23 protein-coding genes are annotated in these 24531 nt (G+C 72.2%); 12 read left to right on the top strand and 11 right to left on the bottom strand.

The features are described 5' to 3' along the window. Positions 1–114 precede the first annotated feature (114 nt). A complete protein-coding gene (gene dapC / locus AB0K37_RS01520) occupies positions 115–1200 on the bottom strand; it encodes a succinyldiaminopimelate transaminase (RefSeq protein ID WP_363973091.1) in 1086 nt (361 codons plus the stop codon). Between the two features lie 118 nt (positions 1201–1318). Further along, positions 1319–1645 carry a ferredoxin gene (fdxA, locus tag AB0K37_RS01515; protein ID WP_190860953.1) on the bottom strand — a complete coding sequence of 109 codons (327 nt, stop codon included), beginning with the start codon at positions 1643–1645 and terminating at the stop codon, positions 1319–1321. A 112-nt stretch (positions 1646–1757) separates the two neighbouring features. Between fdxA and AB0K37_RS01510 the strand changes: the two genes are divergently transcribed. From AB0K37_RS01510 to AB0K37_RS01500, 3 genes are all read left to right on the top strand, one after another. Continuing rightward, positions 1758–2027 (top strand): hypothetical protein, encoded by a 270-nt coding sequence (locus AB0K37_RS01510; RefSeq protein ID WP_363973088.1) that lies wholly within the window; start codon positions 1758–1760, stop codon positions 2025–2027. 142 nt (positions 2028–2169) lie between these two features. Then, the gene (locus tag AB0K37_RS01505; RefSeq protein ID WP_363973085.1) at positions 2170–2997 is read left to right on the top strand and encodes an ABC transporter ATP-binding protein; all 828 of its coding nucleotides are present in this window, start codon (positions 2170–2172) and stop codon (positions 2995–2997) included. Continuing rightward, complete coding sequence (locus AB0K37_RS01500; RefSeq protein WP_363973082.1) at positions 2994–5516, top strand: FtsX-like permease family protein; 2523 nt, start codon at positions 2994–2996, stop codon at positions 5514–5516. The genes AB0K37_RS01505 and AB0K37_RS01500 overlap by 4 nt, the downstream gene beginning before the upstream one ends. 36 nt (positions 5517–5552) lie before the next feature. Here AB0K37_RS01500 and AB0K37_RS01495 read toward each other — a convergent pair whose 3' ends face one another. From AB0K37_RS01495 to AB0K37_RS01485, 3 genes are all read right to left on the bottom strand, one after another. Beyond that, entirely contained in the window at positions 5553–6503 is a 951-nt protein-coding gene (locus tag AB0K37_RS01495; protein ID WP_363973079.1) for a polysaccharide deacetylase family protein, read from the bottom strand. Between the two features lie 298 nt (positions 6504–6801). Beyond that, entirely contained in the window at positions 6802–7674 is an 873-nt protein-coding gene (locus AB0K37_RS01490; protein ID WP_363973076.1) for a crotonase/enoyl-CoA hydratase family protein, read from the bottom strand. A gap of 55 nt (positions 7675–7729) precedes the next feature. Continuing rightward, positions 7730–8065, bottom strand: a complete 336-nt coding sequence (locus AB0K37_RS01485) for a hypothetical protein (protein ID WP_363973073.1) — start codon at positions 8063–8065, stop codon at positions 7730–7732. A gap of 45 nt (positions 8066–8110) precedes the next feature. On the opposite strand from AB0K37_RS01485, the gene AB0K37_RS01480 reads away from it, so the two are divergent. Together AB0K37_RS01480 and AB0K37_RS01475 are read left to right on the top strand one after the other, a co-directional pair. After that, positions 8111–8932 (top strand): class I SAM-dependent methyltransferase, encoded by an 822-nt coding sequence (locus tag AB0K37_RS01480; RefSeq protein WP_363973070.1) that lies wholly within the window; start codon positions 8111–8113, stop codon positions 8930–8932. Between the two features lie 22 nt (positions 8933–8954). Next, positions 8955–9605: a hypothetical protein gene (locus tag AB0K37_RS01475; protein ID WP_363973067.1), complete on the top strand. Its 651-nt coding sequence runs from the start codon at positions 8955–8957 to the stop codon at positions 9603–9605. Between the two features lie 12 nt (positions 9606–9617). On the opposite strand, the gene AB0K37_RS01470 is transcribed toward AB0K37_RS01475, so the two are convergent. Next, a complete protein-coding gene (locus AB0K37_RS01470; RefSeq protein WP_363973064.1) occupies positions 9618–11417 on the bottom strand; it encodes a TNT domain-containing protein in 1800 nt (599 codons plus the stop codon). A gap of 125 nt (positions 11418–11542) precedes the next feature. On the opposite strand from AB0K37_RS01470, the gene AB0K37_RS01465 reads away from it, so the two are divergent. Next, positions 11543–12709, top strand: a complete 1167-nt coding sequence (locus tag AB0K37_RS01465) for an alpha/beta hydrolase (RefSeq protein WP_363973061.1) — start codon at positions 11543–11545, stop codon at positions 12707–12709. Here AB0K37_RS01465 and AB0K37_RS01460 read toward each other — a convergent pair. Continuing rightward, positions 12693–13649, bottom strand: a complete 957-nt coding sequence (locus tag AB0K37_RS01460; protein WP_363973058.1) for a zinc-binding dehydrogenase — start codon at positions 13647–13649, stop codon at positions 12693–12695. The genes AB0K37_RS01465 and AB0K37_RS01460 overlap by 17 nt on opposite strands. Before the next feature lie 156 nt (positions 13650–13805). Here AB0K37_RS01460 and AB0K37_RS01455 point away from each other — a divergent pair, with 156 nt between their 5' ends. Then, positions 13806–14378 carry a hypothetical protein gene (locus AB0K37_RS01455; protein ID WP_363973055.1) on the top strand — a complete coding sequence of 191 codons (573 nt, stop codon included), beginning with the start codon at positions 13806–13808 and terminating at the stop codon, positions 14376–14378. Positions 14379–14398: 20 nt separating this feature from the next. Then, positions 14399–15160 (top strand): hypothetical protein, encoded by a 762-nt coding sequence (locus AB0K37_RS01450; protein ID WP_363973052.1) that lies wholly within the window; start codon positions 14399–14401, stop codon positions 15158–15160. Positions 15161–15261: 101 nt separating this feature from the next. Here the strand turns inward: AB0K37_RS01450 and AB0K37_RS01445 are convergent, their stop codons facing one another. Together AB0K37_RS01445 and AB0K37_RS01440 are read right to left on the bottom strand one after the other, a co-directional pair. Further along, the gene (locus tag AB0K37_RS01445; RefSeq protein WP_363973049.1) at positions 15262–16881 is read right to left on the bottom strand and encodes a transporter substrate-binding domain-containing protein; all 1620 of its coding nucleotides are present in this window, start codon (positions 16879–16881) and stop codon (positions 15262–15264) included. Further along, positions 16871–17242 (bottom strand): hypothetical protein, encoded by a 372-nt coding sequence (locus AB0K37_RS01440; protein WP_363973046.1) that lies wholly within the window; start codon positions 17240–17242, stop codon positions 16871–16873. Before AB0K37_RS01440 ends, AB0K37_RS01445 begins: the two co-directional genes overlap by 11 nt. A 310-nt stretch (positions 17243–17552) precedes the next feature. Here AB0K37_RS01440 and AB0K37_RS01435 point away from each other — a divergent pair, with 310 nt between their 5' ends. Further along, positions 17553–17882, top strand: a complete 330-nt coding sequence (locus tag AB0K37_RS01435) for a hypothetical protein (RefSeq protein ID WP_363973043.1) — start codon at positions 17553–17555, stop codon at positions 17880–17882. Positions 17883–18222: 340 nt separating this feature from the next. Here AB0K37_RS01435 and AB0K37_RS01430 read toward each other — a convergent pair whose 3' ends face one another. Next, entirely contained in the window at positions 18223–18603 is a 381-nt protein-coding gene (locus AB0K37_RS01430; protein WP_363973040.1) for an ATP-binding protein, read from the bottom strand. Positions 18604–18740: 137 nt separating this feature from the next. Between AB0K37_RS01430 and AB0K37_RS01425 the strand changes: the two genes are divergently transcribed. After that, positions 18741–19523 (top strand): helix-turn-helix transcriptional regulator, encoded by a 783-nt coding sequence (locus AB0K37_RS01425; RefSeq protein WP_363973037.1) that lies wholly within the window; start codon positions 18741–18743, stop codon positions 19521–19523. After that, positions 19511–19690 (top strand): DUF397 domain-containing protein, encoded by a 180-nt coding sequence (locus AB0K37_RS01420; RefSeq protein WP_363973034.1) that lies wholly within the window; start codon positions 19511–19513, stop codon positions 19688–19690. The genes AB0K37_RS01425 and AB0K37_RS01420 overlap by 13 nt, the downstream gene beginning before the upstream one ends. 56 nt (positions 19691–19746) lie before the next feature. Here the strand turns inward: AB0K37_RS01420 and AB0K37_RS01415 are convergent, their stop codons facing one another. Continuing rightward, a complete protein-coding gene (locus AB0K37_RS01415) occupies positions 19747–20130 on the bottom strand; it encodes an ACT domain-containing protein (RefSeq protein WP_363973031.1) in 384 nt (127 codons plus the stop codon). A 363-nt stretch (positions 20131–20493) separates the two neighbouring features. Here AB0K37_RS01415 and AB0K37_RS01410 point away from each other — a divergent pair, with 363 nt between their 5' ends. Then, on the top strand, positions 20494–24528 hold the full coding sequence (locus AB0K37_RS01410) for a hypothetical protein (RefSeq protein ID WP_363973028.1): 4035 nt from the start codon (positions 20494–20496) through the stop codon (positions 24526–24528). The last annotated feature ends 3 nt before the right edge of the window (positions 24529–24531 follow it).

Genomic DNA, 24531 nt, shown 5'->3' with positions numbered 1-24531 from the left:
CCCATACCGCGATCAGACGTATCAAAGGGAGATCCGGTTTCGCCCGATAACCCCGGATTCACCGCGTGGAACGCCCAGACCGGAACCGGCCGGGGCCGAGGCGGGCGCGGCGGGTCAGAGGCGGGCGACGGCGGCGGCGACGCGGGCGTCGGTGGCGGTGAAGGCGATGCGGACGTGCCGGGCGCCGCCGGGCCCGTAGAACTCGCCGGGACCCACCAGGATGCCGAGCGACGCCAGGTGGGCGACGGTGTCCCAGCAGGGCTCGTCCCGCGTCGCCCACAGGTACAGGGACGCCTCGGAGTGCTCGATGCGGAACCCGTGCCTCTCGAACGCCTCGCGCAGCGCGGCGCGGCGGCGCGCGTACCGGGCCCGCTGCTCGTCGACGTGGGCGTCGTCGCCGTAGGCCACGGTCATCGCGGCCTGCACCGGCGCCGGGACGATCATCCCGGCGTGCTTGCGGACCTCCAGCAGCCGCTTCACCAGGGCGAGGTCGCCGGTGATGAACCCGGCGCGGTAGCCCGCCATGTTGGAGCGCTTGGACAGCGAGTTCAGCGCGAGCAGCCCCTCGTGGGAGCCCTCGCAGACGTCCGGGTGCAGGATCGAGATCGGCGGGTTGTCCCCGTCCCAGCCGAACTCCAGGTAGCACTCGTCGCTGACGACGACCGCGCCGCGGCCGCGCGCCCACGCCACGACCTTGCGCAGGTGCTCGGCGGGCAGCACCTTGCCGGTCGGGTTGGACGGCGAGTTCACCCACACGATCTTCGGGGAGACGGGGCCGAGCGTGAGCGTGCCGTCGGTCGCGACGGGGTCGGCCCCGGCGAGCCGGACCCCCACGTCGTAGGTCGGGTAGGCCAGCGCGGGGAAGACGACCTTGTCGCCGGGGCCGGCGCCGAGCAGCGTCGGCAGCCAGGCGACGAGCTCCTTGGTGCCGATGACGGGGAGAACCGCGTCCGGGTCGGCGCCCGTCACGCCGGCGCGGCGCCGCAGCCATCCCGCGACCGCCTCGCGCAGCTCCGGCGTCCCGTAGGTCTGCGGGTAGCCGGGCGCGTCGGACGCGGCGGCGAGGGCCGTGCGGATGGGCTCGGGCGTCGGGTCCACGGGCGTTCCGACCGAAAGGTCGACGATGCCGTCCGCGTGCGCCAGCGCCCGCTCCTTGTACGGCGCGAGCCGATCCCACGGAAAGTCCGGCAGCGTGAACAACGCCCATACCTCCTTGGAGAAACCCGCCGGGCCGCGGTCGTCCCCGACCACGGCCCGGTTCCCGGCGAAGACGGGCCCCGGAACGCTCCCGTGCGGAGCGCTCCAGACCCGCCCGAGATCAGTCGTCCTGGCTCTGCGGGGGCAGCGCGGCGACGATCGGGTGATCCTTGTCGATCTTCCCGACCTTGGACGCGCCGCCGGGCGAGCCGAGGTCGTCGAAGAACTCCACGTTCACCTTGTAGAAGTCCTTCCACTGGTCGGGGACGTCGTCCTCGTAGTAGATGGCTTCGACCGGGCAAACCGGCTCGCACGCACCGCAGTCGACGCACTCGTCCGGGTGGATGTAGAGCTGACGCTTCCCCTCGTAGATGCAGTCGACCGGGCACTCCTCGATGCATGCCTTGTCGAGCAGGTCCACGCAGGGCTGCGCAATGACGTAGGTCACGTCAGTGACTCCTCTCGGATTTCCGGCCCCGCCGCACGTCACGGCTCACCGCAAGCTCGCTGTGAATAGTATGGCCACCCCGCCGCCGTCGATTCGACATGGGGGTCCCTACATGTCCGGCCGCTTCGCCGCACGCCTGGTGGTGGCCATCAGTGGCGCGGACGTGGGCCAGCGGATCTCGCTGCGCCGCCGTCTGCCTACGGGAGAGTACAGCGACGTCGTGGGCGTACTCGAATCATGGTCCGGCGGGACGCTCGCGGTGCGCCGCCGCGACGGCGAGCTCGTCGAGGTCCCGGAGGCGACCATGGTCGCGGCGAAGGTCGTCCCGCCGCAGCCCCCGCCTCGCCGGCGCCCCCGCCGGGAGGAGCCGGAAGAGGATTAGCGCCCGCGCCGAAGATCGTCGGCGTGTCGGCGGGACGCCTTCGTCCCGGGAGGTCCCGGGCGCCCGTCCACCGATCGGTGGACAACGGGTTCAACCGGTCGAGGCTGTCGGCGGGCCCATGCCCGCGACCAGCATTGACGGCATGACAGAAGTTGCCGAGCGGGCGAGCGGGAATCCGGTGACCGGGCCGGAGGAGGTCGTGCGGCTGGAGGCCGTGCGCAAGGTGTACGGCGGTTCCAGGCGCGGTGTGGCGGCCCTGGACGGGGTGACGCTCCAGCTGGCCCGGGGGTCGTTCACCGCCGTGATGGGCCCGTCGGGGTCGGGCAAGAGCACGCTCCTGCACTGCGCGGCGGGGCTGGAGCGGCCGACGTCGGGATCGGTGCGGCTGGCCGGGGCGGACCTGACGGCGCTGGGCGAACGGGCGCTGACCCGGTTGCGGCGCGAGCGGATCGGGTTCGTGTTCCAGGCGTTCAACCTGCTGCCGGAGCTGACGGTGGTGGACAACGTGACGCTGCCGCTGCGGCTGGCCGGCCGCAGGCCCGGCCGGGGCGCGGTGGAGGAGGTGCTGGAGCGGGTCGGGCTCGGCGACCGGCGCCGCCACCGCCCCGCGGAGCTGTCGGGCGGCCAGCAGCAGCGGGTGGCGATCGCCCGGGCACTGGTCACCGACCCGGCGGTGATCTTCGGGGACGAGCCGACCGGCGCGCTGGACACCGGGAACGCCGCGGCGGTGCTGGAACTGCTGCGCGAGGTCGTCCGCGAGGCGGGGCGGACGGTGGTGATGGTGACCCACGATCCGGTGGCCGCCGCGTACGCCGACCGGGTGGTGTTCCTGTCCGACGGCCGGATCGCGGGCGCGCTGAACCGGCCGACGCCCGAGCGGGTCGCCGAGTGGATGACCCGGCTGCGGAGCGAGCCCGCGGCGGCGGGCGCCGAGGACGGCGGGGCCGAGACCGTGCGGGAGCTGTGGTGATCAGGATCGCGTTGCGCACGCTGCGCTTCCACAAGGGCGGATTCGCCGCCTCGTTCGTCGGGATGTTCCTGGGCGCGGCGATCGTGATCGGCTGCGGCGGGCTGCTGGAGTCGGGGATCCACCGGGCGGCGCCGCCGCTGCGGCTGGACGCCGCGCCGATCGTGGTGAGCGGCGACCAGCGCTACCACGGCACGGCCAAGGACGAGGTGTTCGCCGAGCGGGTTCCGCTGGACGCGGGGCTCGCGGGCGTACTGGCCTCGGTGCCGGGCGTGGCCGGCGTGGCGGCGGACGTGTCGTTCCCCGTCACGCTGACGCGCGACGGCCGCCGGCTGACCGGGCACGGCTGGTCGTCGACCCGGCTCGCCCCGTACAGGCTGGTGCAGGGCTCGGCGCCGTCCGGCCCGGGACGGATCGTGCTGTCCGACCGGCTCGGGGTGCGGGTCGGCGAGACGGTCGAGGCGCTGGTGCGCGGCCGCGCCGAGCAATACCGGGTGTCGGGGCTCGTCGGCGGCGCCGGGGACGGCGCCTTCCTGCCGGACGCCGAGGCCGGGCAGGCCGCCGGCCGTCCGGGCGAGGTCGACTCGATCGGGCTGTTCACGGCCCCCGGAGCCGACGTCGCGAAGGTGAGGCGGAACGTCGAGAGGGCGGTGGACGGCCGCCAGGCGTCGGTCCTGACCGGCGACGAGCGGGGCCTGGCCGAGAACCCGGACGTCATGTCCGAGGGCGAGGATCTGATCCCGCTGGCCGCGGCGTTCGGCGGCCTGTCGGCCATGGTGACGGTGTTCGTGGTGGCCGCCACGCTCGGGCTGTCGATCCGGCGGCGGCGCCCGCAGACGGCGCTGCTGCGCGCGGTCGGCGCCACTCCGGGCCAGATCCGCCGCCTGATCGTCGGCGAGACGATGCTGCTGGCGGTGGCCGCCACCGGGCTGGCCTGCCTGCCCGGCCCGCACGTCGGGCGGTGGCTGCTCGCCGCGTTCGCCGAGGCCGGGGTGGTGCCGGACACGCTCGCCTACCGCGCCGGGATCGTCCCGGTCGCCGCCGGTGCCTGCACCGCGCTGCTCACCGCGCTCGGCGCCGCCTTCGTCGCCGCCCACGCCGCGGCCCGCACCCGGCCTGTCGAGGCGCTCGCCGAGGCGTCCCGGGAGACGCGCAGGTTCAGCCGGATCCGCCTCGTGCTGGGGCTGGCGTTCCTCGCCGGCGGCGCCGCGCTCGCCTGGGGCACCGCCGGCTCGGACGGCCCCGACGCGGCCGGAGTCGCCACCCCCGCCGCGATGGTGTGGACGGCCGGGTTCGCGCTGCTGGGCCCCGTCCTGGCCGCGGCCGTCACGGCGGCGCTGCGCCGGCCGCTGCGCGCCGCGACCGGCTGCGCCGGGTACCTGGCCACCGAGAACGCCCGGGCCGGGACCTCGCGGCTGACCGGCGCGATCCTGCCGGTCATGCTGGCCACCGGACTGGCGCTCGCGCTGACCTACATGCAGACCACCCAGGCCGAGGGGGCGCGCGCGGTGTTCCAGGACAACCTGCGCGCCGACCTGGCGGTCACCTCGCCGGCCGGCGGCCTGCCGCTGGACGCGGTCGACTGGATCGCCCGGCGGCCCGGCGTCGCGGCCGCCTCGGCCCAGGTGACCAGCACCGGCTACATCGAGCCCGCCGAGCTGGCGGGGCCCCTGGTCCACAAGGGCGACGCGGACGAGGGCGCCCCGCAGCCGCCGACGATGGCGCTGCTGGGGGTCACCGCCGCCGGCGTGACCCGGACGACCGCGTACCGCGCCACCGGCGGCAGCCTCGACGCCCTCGACGGCGCGTCCGTCGCGCTGCCGGAGCGCTTCGCCGCCCCCTACCGGATCGGCGACACGGTCCCGATGCGGCTGGGCGACGGCAGCCGGGCCGCCCTCAGGCTCGTGGCCACCGTTCGCACGCGGCCCGGATACGAGACCGCGCTGCTGCCCGCCGCGACCCTCCTGCCGCACACCGGCGGCGGGCTCGTCCCGCAGATCATGGTGACCGCCCAGCCGGGCGCCGACCGTGACCGGCTCGCCCGCACGCTCGCCCAGGGGCACCCCGGCCTCCGCGTGGTCGACCGGGCCGCGCTGTCCGCGCTGCGCGCCGAGCAGGATCGCACGCAGGCGTGGATGTCCTGGCTGGTGCTGGCCGTGGTCGTCGGCTACGCCGCGATCGCGCTGGTCAACGCCCAGATCCTCGCCGTCGGCGAGCGGCGCCGCCAGTTCCGGCTGCTGCGCCTGGTCGGCGCGGCCCGCCGGCAGATCCTGCGGATGATGGCGGTGGAGGCCGTCCTGGTCACCGCGGCCGGGCTCGCCGCGGGAGCGCTGGTCGCCGCGGCGACGCTGGTCCCGCTGAGCCTGAGCGTCCTGGACGCGCCCGTCCCGCACGGCTCCCCGTGGATCCTCGCCACGGTGATCGCCGCCGCGCTCGCCCTGACCCTGGCCGCCACGCTCCTGCCGACCCTGGCCCTGCTGCGCGAGCGTCCGGGCGGCACTGGCGCGGGCGGCCGCCACTAGCCGGCCCAGGAACCCCGCCGCCCTGAAGGGGGCGGGTCAGGGGCTGGGCGAGACGGGCGGGGCGGGGGCCAGGCCACTCGGCGCCGGGTGGACGGGGCCACCGGACTCCGGGGCGCCGGGCACGGGCCCCCTGGACGCCGAAGAGCCGGGGGCCGGGGCGCCGGGCGCCGGGGCGCCGCTCCCGGACGAGGGGCCCGCGGACGGTCGCGCCGGCGGCGGACTCGCCGAGACCTGCGTGGGCGGCGCCGTCCGCTCGCTGTAGGCCGTCCCCGGCGCGAGGCGCCGCCCGGTGAACAACTCAGAGACGGTCACGAACGTGAACCCGCGTTTGCGCAGACCGTCCACGACCTTGGGGATGGAGTCGACGCTCGGCTTGTGGATGTCGTGGAACAGGACGATGCCGCCGCTCTTCGGCTCCTTGACCCCGACGCGCGTGTCGCGGGCGACGTCGCGGTACCGCCAGTCGAGGGTGTCGACGCTCCAGAGGACCAGCGGCATCCCGATCGCGTGTTCGACGCGCTTGTTCGTGGACCCGTAGGGCGGCCGGACAAGCGTGGGCGTGACGCCGGAGGCGTCCTTGACGGCCTTCTGCGTGCGCTGGATCTGGGACCGCACCTCACTGGAGGACAGGGTCGTCAGGTCAGGATGCGACCAGGTGTGGTTGGCGACCTCCTGGCCTTCCAGGGCCATTCTGCGCACGATGTCGCGATGGGCGCCGACGTTCTCGCCGAGCATGAAGAACGTGGCGCGAACACCATTCTTCTTGAGGGTGTCGAGCAACCGCGCCGTGTAGGGGCCGGGGCCGTCGTCGAAGGTCAGCGCCACGCACTTCGTCCGATCGCAGTCGATCTTCCTGGGCGGTGGCGGCGCCGGGCTCGACGGCCGTGCCGCCGTGGCCCTGCCCTTGATCGCGCCGTGCTCCCCGGCGGTCCGCGCCTGCCGTTCGGCGTGGCTGCATCCGGCCGCGAGCAGGAGTCCGGCGCCCATGACGGCACAATTCCTAATCCGCACCAGGCACCCCCGTAACGTGTTGCCTCGGGCGGCTTAATACCCTCCGTAACCGATGAGACACGCTTCCCGATGGTCCGGAAAATCAAGATCGTCCTTGGGACGCACCGGGGGATTCCCTCCGTCATGCGACAGCCCGGACCGCCCGCATGTCATCGGGGCCGCGCCAGGCGAGGACGTCCCCTGTCGCCGCGCGACGGGCCTTCCGGTGACCGGAGGCGGCCATCTGCCGGGGGCGTCCTGACGGCCTCCTGGCGCTCGTGTGCAAGGGCGGTCCTCAGCGGAGGGGCCAGTCGGGGACTTCGGGCGGGAGATCCTTGCTGACGCGCAGCGGGAAGGCGGCCTCGCGCTTCTCCAGGAAGGACGAGACGCCCTCGACGGCGTCGGCGGCGCCGCCGAGCGAGGCCATGAGGCGGGAGTCGGCGATGTGCGAGTCCCACGGGGACTGCGCGGACAGGCCCGACCACATGAGGCGGCGGATCGCGGCGACCGAGACCGCGGAGGTGTTGTCGGCGATCTCGCGCGCCAGCGCGTACGCGGCCGGAAGGAGCTCGTCGGGCGCGTACACGCGGGAGACGAGGCGGCCCGCCAGGGCCTCCTCCGCGTCGAAGATCCGGCCTGTGGCGGCCCACTCCATCGCCTGCGCGATGCCGACCAGGCGCGGCAGGAACCAGCTTGAGGCGGCCTCGGTGACGATCCCGCGCCGCGCGAACACGAAGCCGAACTTGGCCTTCTCGCTCGCGAGCCGGACGTCCATCGGGAGGGTCATGGTCACCCCCACGCCCACCGCCGCGCCGTTGAACGCGCCGATGACGGGCTTGAGGCAGCGGGCGATGCGGAGCGCGACCGTCCCGCCGCCGTCGCGCGGGGTGCCGTCCTCCAGGACGTCGTCCTCCCCCGCGAACATGTCCTTGGACTTGTCCTTGTCGAAGGTGTCGCCGCCGCCGCTCAGGTCGGCGCCCGCGCAGAACGCGTGCCCGGCACCGGTCACCACGACCGCGCGCACGTCGTCGTCGGCGTCGATCCGGTCGAAGACGTCGAGCATCTCGTTGCGCATGACGAACGTGTAGGCGTTCATCTTCTGCGGCCGGTTGAGCGTGACGGTCGCGATCCCGTCCCGAACCTCGTACTCGATCTCTGCGTACGGCACCCTGCGCACCCTTCTCCAGCCCGGCTGTCAGAATCCGATTCTAGGAAGGGGCCCGTCAGGCGCGGGCTTCGGGGAACATCCGGAGCAGGATGTCCCGGCGCCACTCGGCGAGGTCGCGTCCCGGCGGCGGGACGGGCGCCAGCGTGCCGTCGTCCGCCGGTGTGAGGCGGATCTCGACGCCGGGGGCGAGCTCGTCCGGGATCTCCCCGGTGGCGGCGAGGCGCTGCGCGAGCGCGGCGAGGACGCGCGCCCAGCCCTGCCCCAGATAGGGCGGAAGCCCGCCGGCGCGCAGTTCCGGGAGGCCCCTGGCGGCCAGTCCGGAGGTGCGCAGGGTCAGGCCGTCCGGGCCCTCGGCCCCGACGACGCGGATCTCGGACGTGACGTCCGCCACGGCATCCCCACCTCACCATCGGGCGATGTCCGATAAATTATGACAGTGAACTGGGCCGTGACGACGTACGACTCCGCCTTCGGGTATGTGTCCGCGCACGGTGCGCCCCTCGTCGATCTGCTCGATCCGCAGCCCGGCGAGAGGATCATCGATCTCGGGTGCGGCACGGGCTCGTTCAGCGCGGAGATCGCCGAGCGGGGCGCCGAGGTGCTGGGCATCGACGGCAGCCCCGAGATGGTCGCGCAGGCGACCGCCATGCACCCCGGGCTCTCGTTCGTCGTCGGCGACGCCCACGACTTCACCGTGGGAGAGTCCTTCGACGCGGTCGCCTCGAACGCGGCCCTGCACTGGATGACCCGCGACCCCGACGCGGTGATCGGGCGCGTGCACGCCGCGCTGCGCCCCGGCGGCCGGTTCGTCGGCGAGCTCGGCGGCGCGGGCAACTGCGCCGAGCTGATCGTCGCGATGCAGACCGCGTGGCGGGTGTTCGGCCTCGGCGAGCCCGAGCTGCCCTGGTACTTCCCGTCGCCGGCCGCGTACGCGACCAAGCTGGAGGAGGCCGGGTTCACGCTGCGGCTCCTGGAGCACGCCGACCGCCCGACCCGGATGACCGAGGGCCCGAACGGCGCCGCCGACTGGGTCCGCGCCTACGCCTCCCGCGCGCTGGCCGACGTCCCGCCGGAGCTGGTCGACCCGCTGCTCGATCGGGTGAACGACCTCGCCGCGCCCGCGCTGCGCCGCGAGTCGGGGTGGGTCGCCGACTACGTCCGGCTGCGGTTCGCGGCCGTCCGCCGTTCGGACGGCGCCGCGGCGACGCCGTTCGGGCCGACGCCGTTCGGGCCGATGGCCGCCGACCTCCCGCTGTAGGCGCCGCCCTAGGGTGGGAGGCATGCTGCGGCTCCACGACCACCGGACGGGACGGACCGAGGCGCTGCCCGCCGGGCGCGGGCTGCGCGTCCAGGTCGTGGACGGCGCGCACCGCCGCGCGGTCGTCGCCGACCTGCTGCGGCGGGTCGCCGAACGGGCCGGGCGCCGCGTCCTGGTCGTGAGCACGCCCGGAGCCGCGACGGGCCTGGACGACTACAACGTCCAGCCGTTCGAGGCACGGGACGACGTTCTCCCGGACGCCGACGTCTACGTGTCCGAGACGGCCGACAGGGACGCGCTGTGCCTGGCCGTCCCGCAGGAGACCGGGACGTCGCCGGACCCGCTGATCGCCCGCCTGGCGATGCTGGAAGTCCCCTACCGGGAGCCTCTGGAGCTGTCGGCGCAGAGGCTGTCGGCCGCCGCGGAGCGGCTCGACGCGTGGCGTGGCAAGGTCGCCGAGTGGGCGACGTCCCCGGGACGCCCGATGAACCGCGAGTACGCGAACGAGGCCGAGGCCGCGCTGGCCGACGACCTCGGCAGCCCCGCCGCGCTCGCCGTCCTGGACCGCCTCGCCGCCGACCCGGAGGTCCCGCCGGGCGCGAAGCTGGAGACGTTCATCCACCTCGACCTGGTGCTGGCGCTCGGGCTCGTCTCCGCGATCGGCCAGGCCTGAACCGCCGCCCGGTCAGCCGCCCGGTACCTCGACGATGCTGCCGTCGGCGACCAGGTCGGCCATCGACCGCCGGAACACGTGCGCCGTCCCGCCGCCCGGCTGCCCGAACCACGGGACGGCCTTCCCGGTCAGGGTCTCCATGGGCCGCCGCAACCGGTAGACGCGGTACGGGCGGTCCCGCCACTCCGGCGGCAGCGACCGCTGCGGATACGGCGTGCGCGCCGCGTACGCCACGTTGCCGTCCGGGGCGCCGTAGCGGTCCACCTCCGTTCCCGCCGCCAGCTCCATGACGTGGCGGTCGCGCAGCAGCGAGAGGGGCGGCTCCCCCTTGAGCGGCGCGAACGGCCCGTCGCCGGCGGTGTGGCGCGGGTCGAGCAGCAGCCGCCCGAGCAGGTGCGCGGACGCCTGCTCGGCGTCGTCGAAGACGGCCTCCTTGCGGCGCTCGCCGTCACGCATCTGGAACACCGACCAGCGGCCCGGCCGGGACGTCAGGCACCAGACCCCCTCGGCCACGTCGTTGACGCGGTAGGCGGCGCGGTCGACGCGGAGCTGGTCGAGGCGGTGCTGGAGCGTCCCCGCCCAGTCGGGCTCGCTCGGGACGCGTTCGGGCGCGGCGCGTCCGGTGACGGCGGCGTTCGCGGCGTTCATGGTGTCGTCGTCGACGTCGGGGACGCGGAACCCGTTGGCCCTGATGTGCGCGACGAGCTCGGGTTCCGGCGGGACGCCGTGCTCGCTCAGGTAGTAGGCCACCGCGCTCGACCACACCCACGTCCCGTCGGTGTGGAAGGTCAGCGGCACCGCCGCGCCGCGCGACGGGTCGAGCCGGTCGGGGGCGTTCGAGCGCGCGGCCATGACGGTCGGGGCCCGCCGAAGGTACTCGGCCACGCGTCCCGCCTCGTCCGGCGGGACGGGCGGGCGCGACACGGCGGGACGGCTCCCGTCCGGGCCCGCGTGGTCGAAGATCCTGGCCCGGCGCAGCCCCGGCCGGGCCAGGGGCGGCGTTCCGGCGGCCGCCGCGGGCCGGGGGTGCGGCTCGTCGTCGTGGGTGAAGCTCGCGCGGCAGCGGACGGCCCCGTCGTCGTACAGGACCTCGAAGTCGATCCGGGACCAGGTGGAGCCCTGGAACGCCCGCGTCCCGGCGCGGAGCCGTTCGAGCAGCGCGGCGACGGCGGCGGGCGCCGTCCAGGACGTCTGGGCGCCGGTGGCTTGACGGCACGTCAGCGGGGGCATCTCGGCACGCCCGCCGACCGCCTGGTAATACCCGGAGACCCGCTCCCACAGCCCAGGCGCGTGGCAGGCGATCAGGGTGGAGAGCCGGTCCGACAGCAGCTCCGCCTGCTCGACCGGGTCCATCGGCGCCGGGTCCGGCGCGGACGGGGCGGCGGGCTCGCGGCCCTCCAGCCGGTCGCGCAGCCAGCCCGGCACGGCGTCGCCGTCCCTCGGCATGACGATCTGGTCGCGCCGCCAGGACTCCGCCGGGAGCGGCGGGTCCCACAGCGGGTCGAACTCGCGGTTGTAGAGCGGGCACGCCGAACCCGGCTCGATGATCATGACCATCGAGAACCAGGTGCCCCGCTCTGGCCGGTAGTGGGCGCGGCGCAGGTCCGTCAGCAGGCCGGTCAGCTCGTCCGGGACGTCCCCGGACATGTCCATCCGGCCCTCGCCCGTCAGCACCGCCAGCGCGACGAGGTCGTCGGCGACGGTCGCGGCGCAGTGCAGGTCGAGCCGCCGCCAGCCGGGCGGGGCCAGCCGCCGGGCGGACTCGGCGACCCGGCCCTCGAGCTCCGCGACGCGGTCGTCCTGGCCCGTCACCGCGCGTCCCTCCGTCCCGATGGCTCCCCCTATGGCACCTGATCGGCAGGTTAACCGCACCGGTCGATGTATTGCGCGCCGCCCCGGGCACTGGCGACGCTCGCGGGAGGCTACTTTCGTATGTCGTGTCCACCGCAGCCCCAGCGTCATCCGTCCCGGCGACCCCCGGCCCGCCGCGCCGCCGGCGCCGCCGCGCCCGCCCGCTGATGTCGGCGGTCGTCACGATCACCGCGCTCCTGTGCGCGCTCGTCGGCGGAATCGGCTGGTACTTCGCCGGCGTCGCCATCGAGGTCGACCACTCCGCCGAGTACCCGCTGACCATTGAGGACGCGGGCAACGGCACCGTCACGCTGCCCCGCGAGCCGGGAACGGAGCGCCCCGGCGCCTGGGCCCTGGTCTGGAAGGGCGGGCGCGCCCTGCTCGGGCCCGTCGTCGGGGGGAACGACAGGCACGTCGTCCGGAAGGTGTCCCCCGTGGAGGGCGCCCTCGTGAAGGACGCCCCCGCGATGATCGACCACTGGATGTACGACGGCGACCCGAAGACGGCGCTCGGGCTGCCGTTCCAGGACGTCACGTATCCGTCCGAGGTCGGGCCCATGCCGGCGTGGCTCGTCCCGGGGACGTCCTCCAAGGGCACCTGGGTCATCGGCGTCCACGGGCGCAACGCCGACAAGGCCGAGACGTTCCGCGTCATGCGCACCGTCCACTCGCTGGGCATGCCGATGCTGTCCATCGCCTACCGCAACGACGTGGGCGCGCCCCCGTCGCAGGACCGCCGCAACCATCTGGGCGACAAGGAGTGGCACGACGTCGTCTCCGCCATGGGCTACGCACGCGCGCACGGCGCGACGGGCGTCGTCCTGTACGGATGGTCGATGGGCGGCGCGATGGCGATGACGACGTTGCAGCGGGACCCGTCGTTCGTGCGCGGGGTCGTGCTCGACTCCCCCGTCCTGGACTGGAACGCCACCCTGGACAAGCAGGGCGACGCCCGCCATCTGCCCGGCTTCATGACCGGCGTCGCCAAGCGCGTCCTGCAGTGGCGCATCGGCATCGACCTGACCGACTTCGACATGCGCCGGTTCGCGCCCCACCTGCGTACGCCCGTCCTCATGTTCACCACCGAGGACGACTCCACCGTCGCCAACGGCCCCGCCTTCGCCTTCGCCAGGAAGGCGCCGCCCGGCACGGTCACCCACATCCCCACGCCGGGCGACCACACCGAGTCGTGGAACGTCGACCCGGCCGCCTACGAACGCTCGCTGATCGCGTTCCTCAGGAGGGTCGGCTGACCTCCAGGAGGGTCTTGCCGACGGTCCCGCGCGACTCGATCGCGGCGTGCGCGTCGGCCGCGCGGTCGAGCGGGAACCGCTGCCCGACCACCGGCTTGAGCCGTCCGGCCGCCGCCTCGCGCAACGCGTGCTCGGTGAACTCCCGCATCTCCTCCGGCGTGGCCGCGGGCCGGAGGAGCGTGACACCACGCTCTTTCGCGTCCTCCTCGGGGATGCCCGCCCACTCCCCGCTCGCGAGCCCGAAGCTGACCATCCGCCCGCCCTTCCTGAGCAGGCCGAATGCCTCGCGGGCCACGTCCCCGCCCACCCCGTCGAACACCACGTCCACCGGCCCGGTCTTCTCCGCCCAGCCGGGCTCGCCGTAGTCGACGGCCTCGTCCGCGCCCAGCCGCATGGCCAGCTCCGTCTTCCGCGCGCCCCTCGCGGCCGCGACGACCGTCGCCCCCCGCGCCTTCGCGAGCTGGACGAGGAGCGTCCCGACCCCGCCGGCCGCCGCCTCCACCAGGACGCGCTCGCCTTCGCCGGGACGGGCCGCGCGCGTCATCATCGTCGCCGTGCGCCCGTCCGCGAGCAGGGCCACCGCGTCGTCGAGCGCCAGACCGTCCGGCACCTCGAACAGGCCCTTCGCGTCCACGGCGGCCTTCTGCGCGTAGCCGCCGGTGCCGCCGGTGCTGCTGACGACCCGCCGCCCGACGAGCGTCCCGTCCACCCCGTCCCCGACCGCCGTGACCACGCCGCCGACCCCGTTGCCCGGGATCACCGGCGGCTCCCACCGCACCGGCGACGGCCCGGTGCCCGACCGCATCTGCGTCTCCACGAACGTGATGTTGGCGAACTCGACCTCGACCAGCACCTGTCCCTCGCCCGGCACCGGATCGGGCGCGTCACCCACGACCAGGACCTCCGGCCCGCCGAACTCCCTCAACCACACAGCACGCATATCCGGCTCCTTCCATCAGCGCGTTCACCAGAACCCTGCTACCTCAAGCAAGGTCGAGGTCAAGCGGGACGCAACGAATCCCTTTTCTCGCCCCACGCATCTCTGTAAGCTTTCGCGCGTATTGGGCCCGTAGTCTGCTGCCGCTCAGGGATGGCGATGCGCATTCGTTCCTCCCCTCTGGGGCCTCGCCGCGCCGCCTGCCTGACGGCCGTCCTCGCCGTGTGCACCGCCGCCGGATGCGGCTCGTCCGGCTCCTCGGCCGGCGGCGAACTGTCCCCCAACGGCCGGTTCGACACCGGCGGCACTCCCGCTGCCACGCCCACCGCGGTCTCGACGGACCAGCTCTTCAAGACGGTCCTCGCCCGCTACCGCGCCTACCAGGCCGCCTACCAGCAGGCCTACGAGAAGAACGACCCCGCCGGCCTCGCCGACGTCGCCATGGACCCCCTCCTCACCGAGGTCACCGACGACGTCGAGGCCACCAAGGCCCAGGGCCACATCTGGCGCTTCGCGAAGACCCTGAACCCCCGGGTCTACGCGGTCTCCAAGGACCGCTCGAAGGTCTACCTCATCGACTGCGTCAACACCGTCGCGGGCTACCGCTTCTCCGCCAAGACGGGCAAGCGGACGGGCGGAGGCAAGGGCGGCGCCTACCTCTACCGCTACACCGTCCAGTACGACGGTGATTCCTGGAAGGTCGCCGCTTCCGTCCGGGACCGCACATGCTGACATCCCCCAGAGGACACGCGATGTCTCACACCCCCACCCGGCGCCGCGTGGCGTCGGGAATCACCGTGGCGGCAGCCCTTCTCTTCACCTTCGCGGCCCCGGCCGAAGCCTTCGCCGACGGCTGCGGCGTCGCGAACCAGGGCCTCGACTGCAACCTGTCCGGCGTCACCGGCGGACGCGGCGGCGGAAACGGCGGAGGAAACGGCGGAGGCGGATCGGGCGGCGTCAGCGGTCCGGTGGCCCCGCCCGACCCCGAGGGCCTGACCGACAACCAGGCCGTGGACGGCGTCGACGGCCCCGGAGGCAACGCGCCGCCCGCGGCCCAGCCGCCCGACGTCTGGACGATGATGCTGCGGGCCAGGGCCTCGGCCCCGTTCCCCGTGCCGACCGCCTACACGGCCCCCAAGGACAAGACCTACGTCCGGCTGCGGACGAACCTCTGGGTGGACGGCTTCACCGTCGTGCAGACCGACCCGATCAAGGAGGGCGGCGTGACCGTCCAGGCGACGGCGACCCCTTCGTCCGTCGCCTGGAACCTCGGCGAGACCCAGATCACCTGCGACGACGCGGGCAGCAAGACCGGGAAGACCTGCGGCTACACCTACAGGCGCTCCTCCACGGGCCAGCCGGGCGGCGCCTGGCAGATCACCGCGACGATCACCTGGAAGCTCGCCTGGACCTGCACGGGCGCCCCCTGCGGCGGCGGTCTCGACGACTACACCATGACCTCCGAGCCCACCCCCCTGGTCGTCAGCGAGATCCAGACCAACACCCACAACTGACCCCCGCCTGCCCGGTCTCCCACTCGGCGTCCGCTGCGGGCGCCCGCACCGTTCTTCGCCCGCTCGGCTTCACCTCGTCCGCCACCGGACGGGCGAGCCGCTCAATCTGCTCCGCCTGCTCGGCAGGACTTCTCGTTGATCTCCTCCATAGTGGGTTGCGCTTCGAGAAGATCCTGCTTCGAGGGCAGGCGTTCGCTGAAGCGGTTCCGCCAATCCTCGCTGAAGACATAGTTCTGCAAGGCGGTTCGGAGGCGTTCGCAGGCATCGTGATCACCTTTGGCCATCGCGAATCCCGTGGAGAAGCGCTGGCCGAACCTGATCCCCTCGATGAATGTGATGCGCTGCTGATCCGCTAACTCCATGCCGGCGAGCGTCAACCGGTCTCCGGCGATCGCGTCCACTTTCATCGCCAACAGAGCAGCAAGGCAGTCACCAAGACCACTCTTGGGAACGCGCACGCTCCTGACAACCTTCGTCAACTCGTCGGATGTTATCGAACCATAAATACTGCAAACACGCCGACCGGAAAGGTCAGATATATTTTTGATACCTGTTTCCCCGCGGCGAACCAGTACGCCGAGTCGCGAGGATGCGAGCGGTCCGACGAAGTCGACTTGCCTTTCTCTGGCTTGTGTTATGCCCAGCGTGCCGGCGATGTCGACACTGCGCCTCTCCAGCGAGGAGATCGCCTCTGCTCGCGCAATCTTCGTGAAGGTGACACCTCCCTCGAAGCCGGCAAGATCAAGCAACTTCCTGGTCACGTCTTCGTTGAAGCCCGAAGCCGCTTCGTTATTGCGATTTCCTTCGTCCTCCCAGACTCCCGCCACAACGTGCGTGGCATCGAGGAACGAGTCTGGCACCTCGGATACGTGGGTGCTGCCCTGGAGCAGGGCGAGCGGCAACATCGCGAGCAGGGCACGGCCGGTCCTCGCCCTGGCGCTCGGCGGCTTCTTTCGAGGCCGCACGGGAGCGGGTACGGATGGGGGCGGGGGTTTGACCGGCCCCCGTGTCAGGGTGAGGTGTCCGGCGGCGCCGACGGAGCGGCGTTGCGGGCGGGGGAGGCCTCGGCCGGTGAGTTCCCGGTCGATGTGGTGGTGGATCTGATCCAGGGTGAGCGGGCCGGGCGTGCGCAGTGCGTCCAGCAACGCTCCGGTGAAGGCGGTGTTCCGGGCACCGAGGGGGGCGTGAGACAGGGCGGTGGCAGGCGTGGACGTCAAGGTATAGGTGCCCGTCAGGTCAAGTTGCACCAGGGCGAGGCTCTTCCGCCTACTCATGACCGTGACCGCTTGGCCGGAGAAGCAGCAGTCCAGCAGGAGCACGCGGGCTTTGGCGCGAGCGCTGCCGACCATGCGTTTGACAAGGTCGACGTGGACAGCGGAAAAGCCGACCTGCTCGGCATCCGTGCCGGTCAGAGCGAAGTGCAGCACTCCGGTGTCGTCGAGGACCCCGTGTCCGCAGTAATAGACCAGCAGCAGATCCTCCGCCTCGCGGACAGCGGCGGTCAAAGCGATGCCGACAGCGGCCTGGTCTGCGGGGTCGGCCAATACCTGGCAATGCTCGGCGGCGAGGAGGCCATGTACGGGATGCGTCAGCACCTGGTGCAGGTCTTCAAGATTCGTGCGCACAGCCGGGATGTCAGGCAACTCCGGGTCGCGGAAGGCACCTGCCCCGATGAGTACCGCCCGACTGCCCCTGCCGTCCGGGAACGGATTACGACTCACTATGCCGCTCGTCAGCCGCCGGGAACTGTTCCGCCACCTCGCGCAGCACCGCCGCCGGGTCCGCGGCACGACGGATGTCCAGCTCGATACGCCGCCCGTCAGCGGCGCTGACGGTGACCTTGACATCGGCACCGCGAGAGGTAAGCCAGGTGCACACCGATTGCATCAGCACCGCCACCGCGCCACCGGAGCCCAACGCCACCGTCAGCAACTCAACCGACGCGCCCATCTCTCCCGGCTCCGGTGCCCGCCGCCGAGGCCGGACCCGCCCTCGCAGCTCATCCTCCGAACCAAGCCAGTCGCACAACCCCAAAGCTTGGGATTCGGCCTCTGCGCCCTCGACGACTACCTGCAAGCTCATTGCACCAGACATCTCAGACACGAGGCACGTCCTTAAAATTGTGACCATTCGAGATCCATCATGCTAGCGGCCTAGAAGTGCCCAAGCCCTGTCATGTCGCCAACCGGACGGCCCGCCGCAGCCTCAAGTGATCCGTGCCAGACCAGGTCGTTTCGATGGTCGAATCGGCTGACACCGTCCAGTCCCTGCCCTCCCGAACGGAGACGCCGACCGGCTGGCGCGCGAGGCGCCGATCTTCGCGGCCACCGGGAAGCCGTGGGGCATCGGATTCCTGACCTGGAGCATCGATCTCGACGCGGTGGATCTGGCGATGAGCCATGCGCCCACGGCGGTGATGCCGTCCTTGGTTGATCCGAGCCCGTACGCGGAGCACGTCCGCCGGGCAGGCGCCCTGCTGGTCGTGCAGGTCTGCGATCTGGAGGAGGCGGGACGAGCCGCCGGCCTGGGCGCCGCCGGAGTGCTCATCGGCACGCGCTTCCAGGCGACCGTTGAGGCCCTTGTCGAGCCCGCGACCTCCAAGGCGTTCCTCGAAGGACGCGGGCAGGACACCGAGCGCAGCAACGTGCTCGACATCGCCCGCAACTCCCCATGGCCGTCGAAGTACTCGGCGCGCACCCTCCTCCAAGCAGGACGCCGCTGACTGCCTCTTCAGGCAGTGACACCAAGGCGCCTTCCCCGCCGCTTCCGGACGGCTACACGCATTACTCGGAGGGCGTCGCGCCACCAACGACGGCGACCTGGTTCGAACGCCCCGCATGGCACCTCCGGTTGCGGCGTTGAGGATCCGTTCGTCCCTACACGGACCCGTTCCTTTGCCAGGCGAGAGGGGAACAGAGGTTCACCGTCCATCGCCGCTTGTAGAAGGCTCAGGGAAGACGAACGGATGAGAATGGGCCCCTTAGCCTGCCACATACCATGGTTCAGGGAGATTTCCCAGGACGAGTAACGTTCGCGTAGGGAAACCAGTGCGTCGGCCTCGTTCACGACATGCTTTCAGGGAGCAGCGCCCACACGGCCTTCCCACCGCCTCCGAGTGGCTGCGTACCCCATTCCTTGACGAGGACGTCCAGCATCGCCAGCCCACGTCCGCCCTCGCTCAGCAGGTTCGCCGTGCCCGGCACCGGCAGGGCGTTGGAGGAATCGAAGACCTCCACGACCGTTCCCCTGTCCGCCTGGACGACCCGCACGGTCGTGGTCGCGCTCCTGGTGTGCTGCAAGACGTTCGTCACCAGTTCTGACACCACGACCTTCGCCACATAGGCGTCCTGCCCCCACTCCCCCAGAATGGCCCCGATCCAATCCCGGGCCACCTTCACCGACTCGGCCCTGACCGGCACCACGATCTCCGCGGGGCACTCCATTAACGATCACCTCCGACTTCCGGTAACTCCCCGCATAGAATCCACTCCAAGGCGTAATGTGACGATGCAAGCCCCTGGACGCACACCGAGGACTCAAAATCACTTAATTCCAGTTCAGAGCCACTGGAGGTCCCGTCATGGCCAAGCGCAAGCCGTCCCCCGCCCTCAAGGCTTTCGGCGCGGAAGTCAGGCGCCTGCGCGAAGACGTCGGCATCACCCGGACAGAGCTCGCCAACCGCATATCGGTGACGCCCTCGTACGTCTCGCAGGTCGAGAGCGGCAACACCCGCTGTCGCAACGACTTCGCCCAGCGTCTGGACCAGGCTTTAGGCACAGGCGACCAGCTCACGACGGTCTGGACCAAGCACCTGCGCGCGGCGAGCTACCCGAAGTTCTTCGCCGACTACTCGGAAGCCGAAGCAACAGCCGACCTCCTCCGCGCCTACGAGGCAACCTTCGTGCCCGGCCTTCTGCAGACGAAGGAGTACGCCCGCGTCCTCCTTCTCTCCGAAACCACTCTTGATGGACGTCTCAGTCGGCAGCAAATCCTGTTCCGCGAGGCGCCGCCCCGACTCATCGTGGTCATGGACGAAAGCGTGCTCATGCGGGAGGTGGGCGGTCCAGAGGTGATGCGAGGTCAGTGTGACCATCTGCTGAAGATGTCAGAGCAAGACCACATCAGCATCCAAGTTGCCCCGATCGCCTACTACCGTGGCGTCTCCGGTTCGTTCAACATCGCTACCCAGTCGACACGGGAGGAATTAGTCTACTTGGAGACCTCGCCTGGCGGCCTCACATCTGACGATACACAGGATATCTTGCACGTGATTAGTGCTTTCGCGGAGCTGCAGGCACGTGCATTGAGCGCCGACAGCAGTCGCGACTTCCTACGAAAGGCGATGGAACGATGGACGGCGTGACCTGGCGAAAAGCAAGTCGCAGCAACGATCAGGGTGGAGCGTGCATCGAACTTGCCGCCCTCGCTGAAGGCGTGGGTGTGCGGGATTCCAAAGACCCAGACGGACCAAGGCTCCTCCTCGCTCCAGCCGCGTTCCGCACACTGCTGACTGGCCTCAAGCAGCAGTAACGCGGTCACGAGTCATGGAGCCCCGGCGACTCGCCCCGGGGCTCCAGCGCGTCCAGTCATACGGCCACCTGGTGACCGGCCCGACGGAGTACGCCGACGGCTTCCTCAAGCCGGTCGGCCGGGACGAGCACCAGGTCGCCGTCGTAGCTCGCGGCGGTCCAGACAGGGATCTCACCGGCGGCGAGCGGCGCGACGATGGCGCTGAGCATCCCTGTCGCTTCCGGGTCGTGCGCGTCATCGCCGTTCCACAGCGCTGCCCAAGCGTCCTCGGCCGTGTCGTCGCGCCGCATCGCCGCGCCTCCATCCGGACCGAGCACGAGCGCGAGCAGGTCGGATTCGAGGGCGACCGTGCGGGCGTCGGACACTCGCTCTAGAACGAAACGGCCCTCCAGCGCGCGCAGGTTCTGAGTTCGAGCGGCCGGCATCGAGCTGCCATTCACGGAGTCCTCCAATTGCGTCGCAGCGATCCCGAGCGGTGGCCGCCAGGGTGGCACCGAGGGGAACCGCCACGATGAAACCATGGCGCACATCCGCAATTTCAAGCCCCGGTCGCCGGGAGTAGGTCTATCGCGCCCGGCGCTCATGGAGACCACAGGAGCTGTTCGCCGCCAGGCGGAGCGTTGGCGACCGGGATGTGGTGTGCACCGGCGCCGGTTCCGCGACTGCGCGGAACGCCCGCGACGGGACGTGGCTGGGAGAGCCGCCGCCCCTGACCGGCCCCTGCCGCCCTCGGGTTCGGTGGCCGATGTCGGTCATCGTGCGTACGCTGGCCCGTCAAGATCGAGATGGGGGCTGCGGGGCGTATGGGGTGGCGGATCGAGGCCGGCGGGTACACGGCGGAACTGACGGACGATCTTGAGATCGTCTACCGCAATCCCCGGGGGCGGAAGCTCAAGGAGCTTCCCGGGCAGATGGGGGGCGCGCCCGGCCTGACCGCGATGTTCACGGTGCGGCGGTACCTGAAGCGCCACGAGGAGCAGTGCGGCGAAGCGGCGCGCTCGTGGGCGGCTGAAGGGATCACCGTTCCTCGCGCCCTGGCAGACGCCGACCCGTTCTGGGCGGAGGCGCTCGACGAAGCGGGAGTCACGCTCACCACCGGGCCGGTCGAAGGCGGATTGTGCGCGCGGACCTACGTCGGCCCTGACGACCGCAGACTCACCCAGGTGCTTTGCGAGCCGGCCGTCCGCTACCGCGACATGCTGATGGCGGTCGACGGATGGGAGCCCGAGAGCCTGTTCGAGACCGGCCTGCACGACCCCCACGGCGACGTGATCCCGTTCCCCGAGCGCGTCATCGCGGCGCACCCCGACGCGGAGCGGCTCGCGGTGGAGAAGGTCCACGCTTTGGAGGCCACCACCGGCCGCTGGCACTATTTCTACAAGCCGGCCGTGGAGGAGATCCTGGCGGGTCTGGAGGAGAGCACGCCCGGCCTCCTGATCTCCCTGCTGGACGCGGTGGCCGACGCCGCTCTCACCCACGACGAGCCTGATCTGGCCGGCGCCTGGTTCGGCCGCGCACGCAAGTTGGAGCGGACGCTGGCGCTCCGTCCCGACCCGGAGTGGCTCGCCGCCCGCTACGAAGAGCACGCGCGTGTCGTGTCCGCGACGGTCCTGCGGGCGTGGGCGCGCGAGCTGGCCGCCAAGGGCGCGGCCACGCCGGAGGGCCTGGACCGCTTCCGCGAGGTGGTGGCCCAGCGGGTCGAGACCGGCGGCGACGTCTACCCGCAGCTCCCCGCCGACCTCCGCAAGCTCGCCAAGGCCGTGAAGCTGGACCCCGAGGAGGAGCTCGCGGTGTTCCTGCGGCGCGTCTTCACGGCGGGCGAGGTGTCGCTGCGCGACGAAGCGTTCTGGGACGACGCGTTGAAGGGCCGCGCCATGGACTGGGTGGCCGGGCAGGAGGCGGGGCGGCAGGTCCTGGGCCTGCGCCCGCCGGGGCCGGCCCGAGGAGCGCTGTGGCTGAGGCTGCTCGAACGCAGCGGCGCCCTGGCGATGCTGGCCGGGGACGTCCCCGGCCTGGAACGCGGGTACGCCGCCAAGTGGCTGGTCGACTGCGTGCAGGGGCCCGACTACTGGAACGGCGCGCCCGAAGAGCTCTTCGAGGTGGCCGAGCGGATCAGTCCGCGGCTAGCGGCCGACGGGGTGCCGGTCGACTTCCGCTTCTGGCGGATCGACGAGATCGGCCGCCGCAGGACGCCCCTGGACATCATCGACATGCTGCTGGAGCGCGGCGTGCCCGTCGCGGATCCGCCGGAGCGCCTCGGCCCCGCGTACCTGCCCGACCTAGTGATCGCGCGCCGTCCCGAGCTGCGCCACGTCCTGGCGGACGGGCGGTTCGCGCGGGAACTGCGCGCCCGGGTGCGGGGCGACCTCGACATGACCGTCGGGGACAGCGCGTCCAACACCTGGTACGAGCCGCACCAGACCAAGGGGTGGAAGGGCCTCCCGGCGCTGTTCGACAACCCGATCGGCCACGAGGAGCTGCGCGCGTGGTGCGCCCGCGAGCGCGCCCTGCTCCGCGAGGGCGTCGACCTGCACGGGCTGCGGATGCTGCTCGGCCGGTTCGTGCACGTCGGCGACGTGGTGGACCGGATGCTCAAGAACGCCGACGCGGCGCGCGAGTTCGCGGCGGTGGACGTCATGGCGCTGCTCATGGCCGACCTGCCGGACGGGTTCACCCGCGAGCGGGCCGAGGAGCTGATGACGCTCCTGGAGCCCACCTACCTCAACGGCTCGGTGTCGGGGCCGAACTTCCTGGCCCTGTCCAAGGCGCTGCCGGAGCTGAGGGAGCAGGACAGGGCCACCTTCGACAAGGTCGCGTTCTCGCTGGCCACGGCGGTCAACTGCAAGGTCGGGCTGGACCGCCTCGTCCGCCGCTTCACTCCGGGAGACGAACCGAAGGAGGCGCCCCCGGCGAAGGACGCCGACCCGGTCGTGCGGCAGTGCGGCTGGCTCATGGACCTGGCGGGCCCCGGCACGCCCGTCTGGGACGGCGATATGGGCACGCCGAGCGGCAGGTTCGCCGGCAAACTGATCGGCCTGGAACTCCGGCCGAACCATGTCAACACCGCTGCGTACACCGGCGTCCCCTCAAGGTCGAGGGCGCGTTCGTACCAGAGGCCGGCCGCCTACGGGACCTACCCCTTCGTGTCGGGCGAGCCCGGCCGCTGGCGGGTGGTGCGCTGCGAACTGCCCGAGGACGCGAAGGGCGGCAAGGCCACCCCTGGGATGGCGTTCCGCACGACCACGTCCGTCGCCCTGGTGGTGAGCGCCCAGCATGGGACGCCCCCGGAGCGGCTGCTCCTGGAGTACGCGCCCGAGGGGAAGTTCTCCGAGGAGGGCCCGCTGGCGGCGGCCGGTGCACGTCTGCTCGACGCCTGCGTACTGGAGCCGGTGCGCTCCGGCGCCTGGTTCGCACGTTTCAGTGAGCTCTGGCGCGAACGGGATCGCCCCCAGATCAGCCCTGAACTGGCGGCCGCGTTCGCGGAGAGGACGGGCCTGTCGAAGGCCGAGGCGTCCGTGGTGCTCCAAGGGGCGTTCCTGTCCGCGCCGTACCAGCTGGGCGGGGACGACCCCGTCCGGCTGGTCCACTTCGGTTCGGGGTGGAACTCGGGGACGGACCAGGTGAAGGAGGGCCTCAGGGACCTGCGTCCGGCCGAGTTCTATACCGGGCTCTACGAACGGCTCCTGCCGGACGACCCGGAAGAGCTGTGGACGTCGGGCCCGGCGGTCGACCGCGCCCTCGCGTGGTGCTCGGAGCGGTCGGAGGGCCCGTTCCCCGTGCCCGCCGAGCTGCTGCCCCGCGCGCTCAAGGAGATCACCCAGCCCAAGGGCGAGGCTCCGCTGCCACGCGCGGGCCTGCAGGCCCCGTGGCCGTGGCGGAGCGGCCGGCCGCTCCTGCGGCCGTGGGCGCTCATCGGCCGCGTCGCCGCCGGCGCGGACTGCCTCGCGGACACCCCGGCCTTCTCCGGCGAACCGGACCCGCTCGCCCTGCCGCGCGTCGCCGCCTGGCTCGCCTACCGGACCCCCGCCGGCGATCCGCTGCGCCCCGCGATCGGAGCCGCGATCTCCCGGCTGCGCGAGGCCGCCGGTCCGCGCACCCTGTTCTCGCTGCAGAGCAACCACCTGATGGGCGACCCGCCGCCCACCGACGTGCTCACCGCCCACCCGGCGGTCACGCTCGTCGAGGACGACGTCTTCCGCCTCACCCACGTGCGGGTCGATCCGGCGGCGGTGAAGGGGCCGGACGACCCGCTGCTCGACGCCCTCGACGACTACTACGACGCGACCCTGCCGTCCCAGGTGGTGCCCGGCGCCTCCGGGCTTCCCGCACTGGCGGACCTGCGCCTGCTGCTCAGCGACGACTTCGCCGCGCTCGGCGCGCACCTGGCCGCCGACGCGGACCTGGCGCCGGGCTGGGAGCAGCACCCGGCACGCTCGGCGCCGCACCTGGTGGAGGAATGCGCGGAGACCCACCGGCTGGGCGAGGACGCGGCGGCCCTCTACCTGATGCTGCTCGCCCTGCCCGACCCGTCCGACCGCAACGTCAAGGAGTGGACCGGCTGGAAGCCCGCCCGGTTCAAGGCGGCGGCGGCCGAACTCGGCGACTCGGGGCTCGTGCTGAACGCCACCCGGGCGCGTGCGGGGCGCTCGCTGTTCGTGCCCGGCGCATGGCGCGAGTACAAGGCGCCGCGCCTCCCCATCGAGGTGCCGAAGATCCGCCTGATGCCGCTGGCGGACGAGCGCCGCTCCCTGGCGAACATGGCCGCCGTCCCGTCCGGCCCCGTCCCCGCCCTCTTCGACCGCGCCTGGCGGAACGCGCGGCCCCACGGGCTGCGGTAGGCC

The organism is Actinomadura sp. NPDC049753 (assembly GCF_040674655.1).
In the GTDB taxonomy this organism is placed as follows: Bacteria; Actinomycetota; Actinomycetes; order Streptosporangiales; family Streptosporangiaceae; genus Spirillospora; species Spirillospora verrucosospora.
The sequence above is the reverse complement of the archived record's forward strand: the minus strand, read 5'-3'. Positions and strand labels throughout refer to the sequence as shown.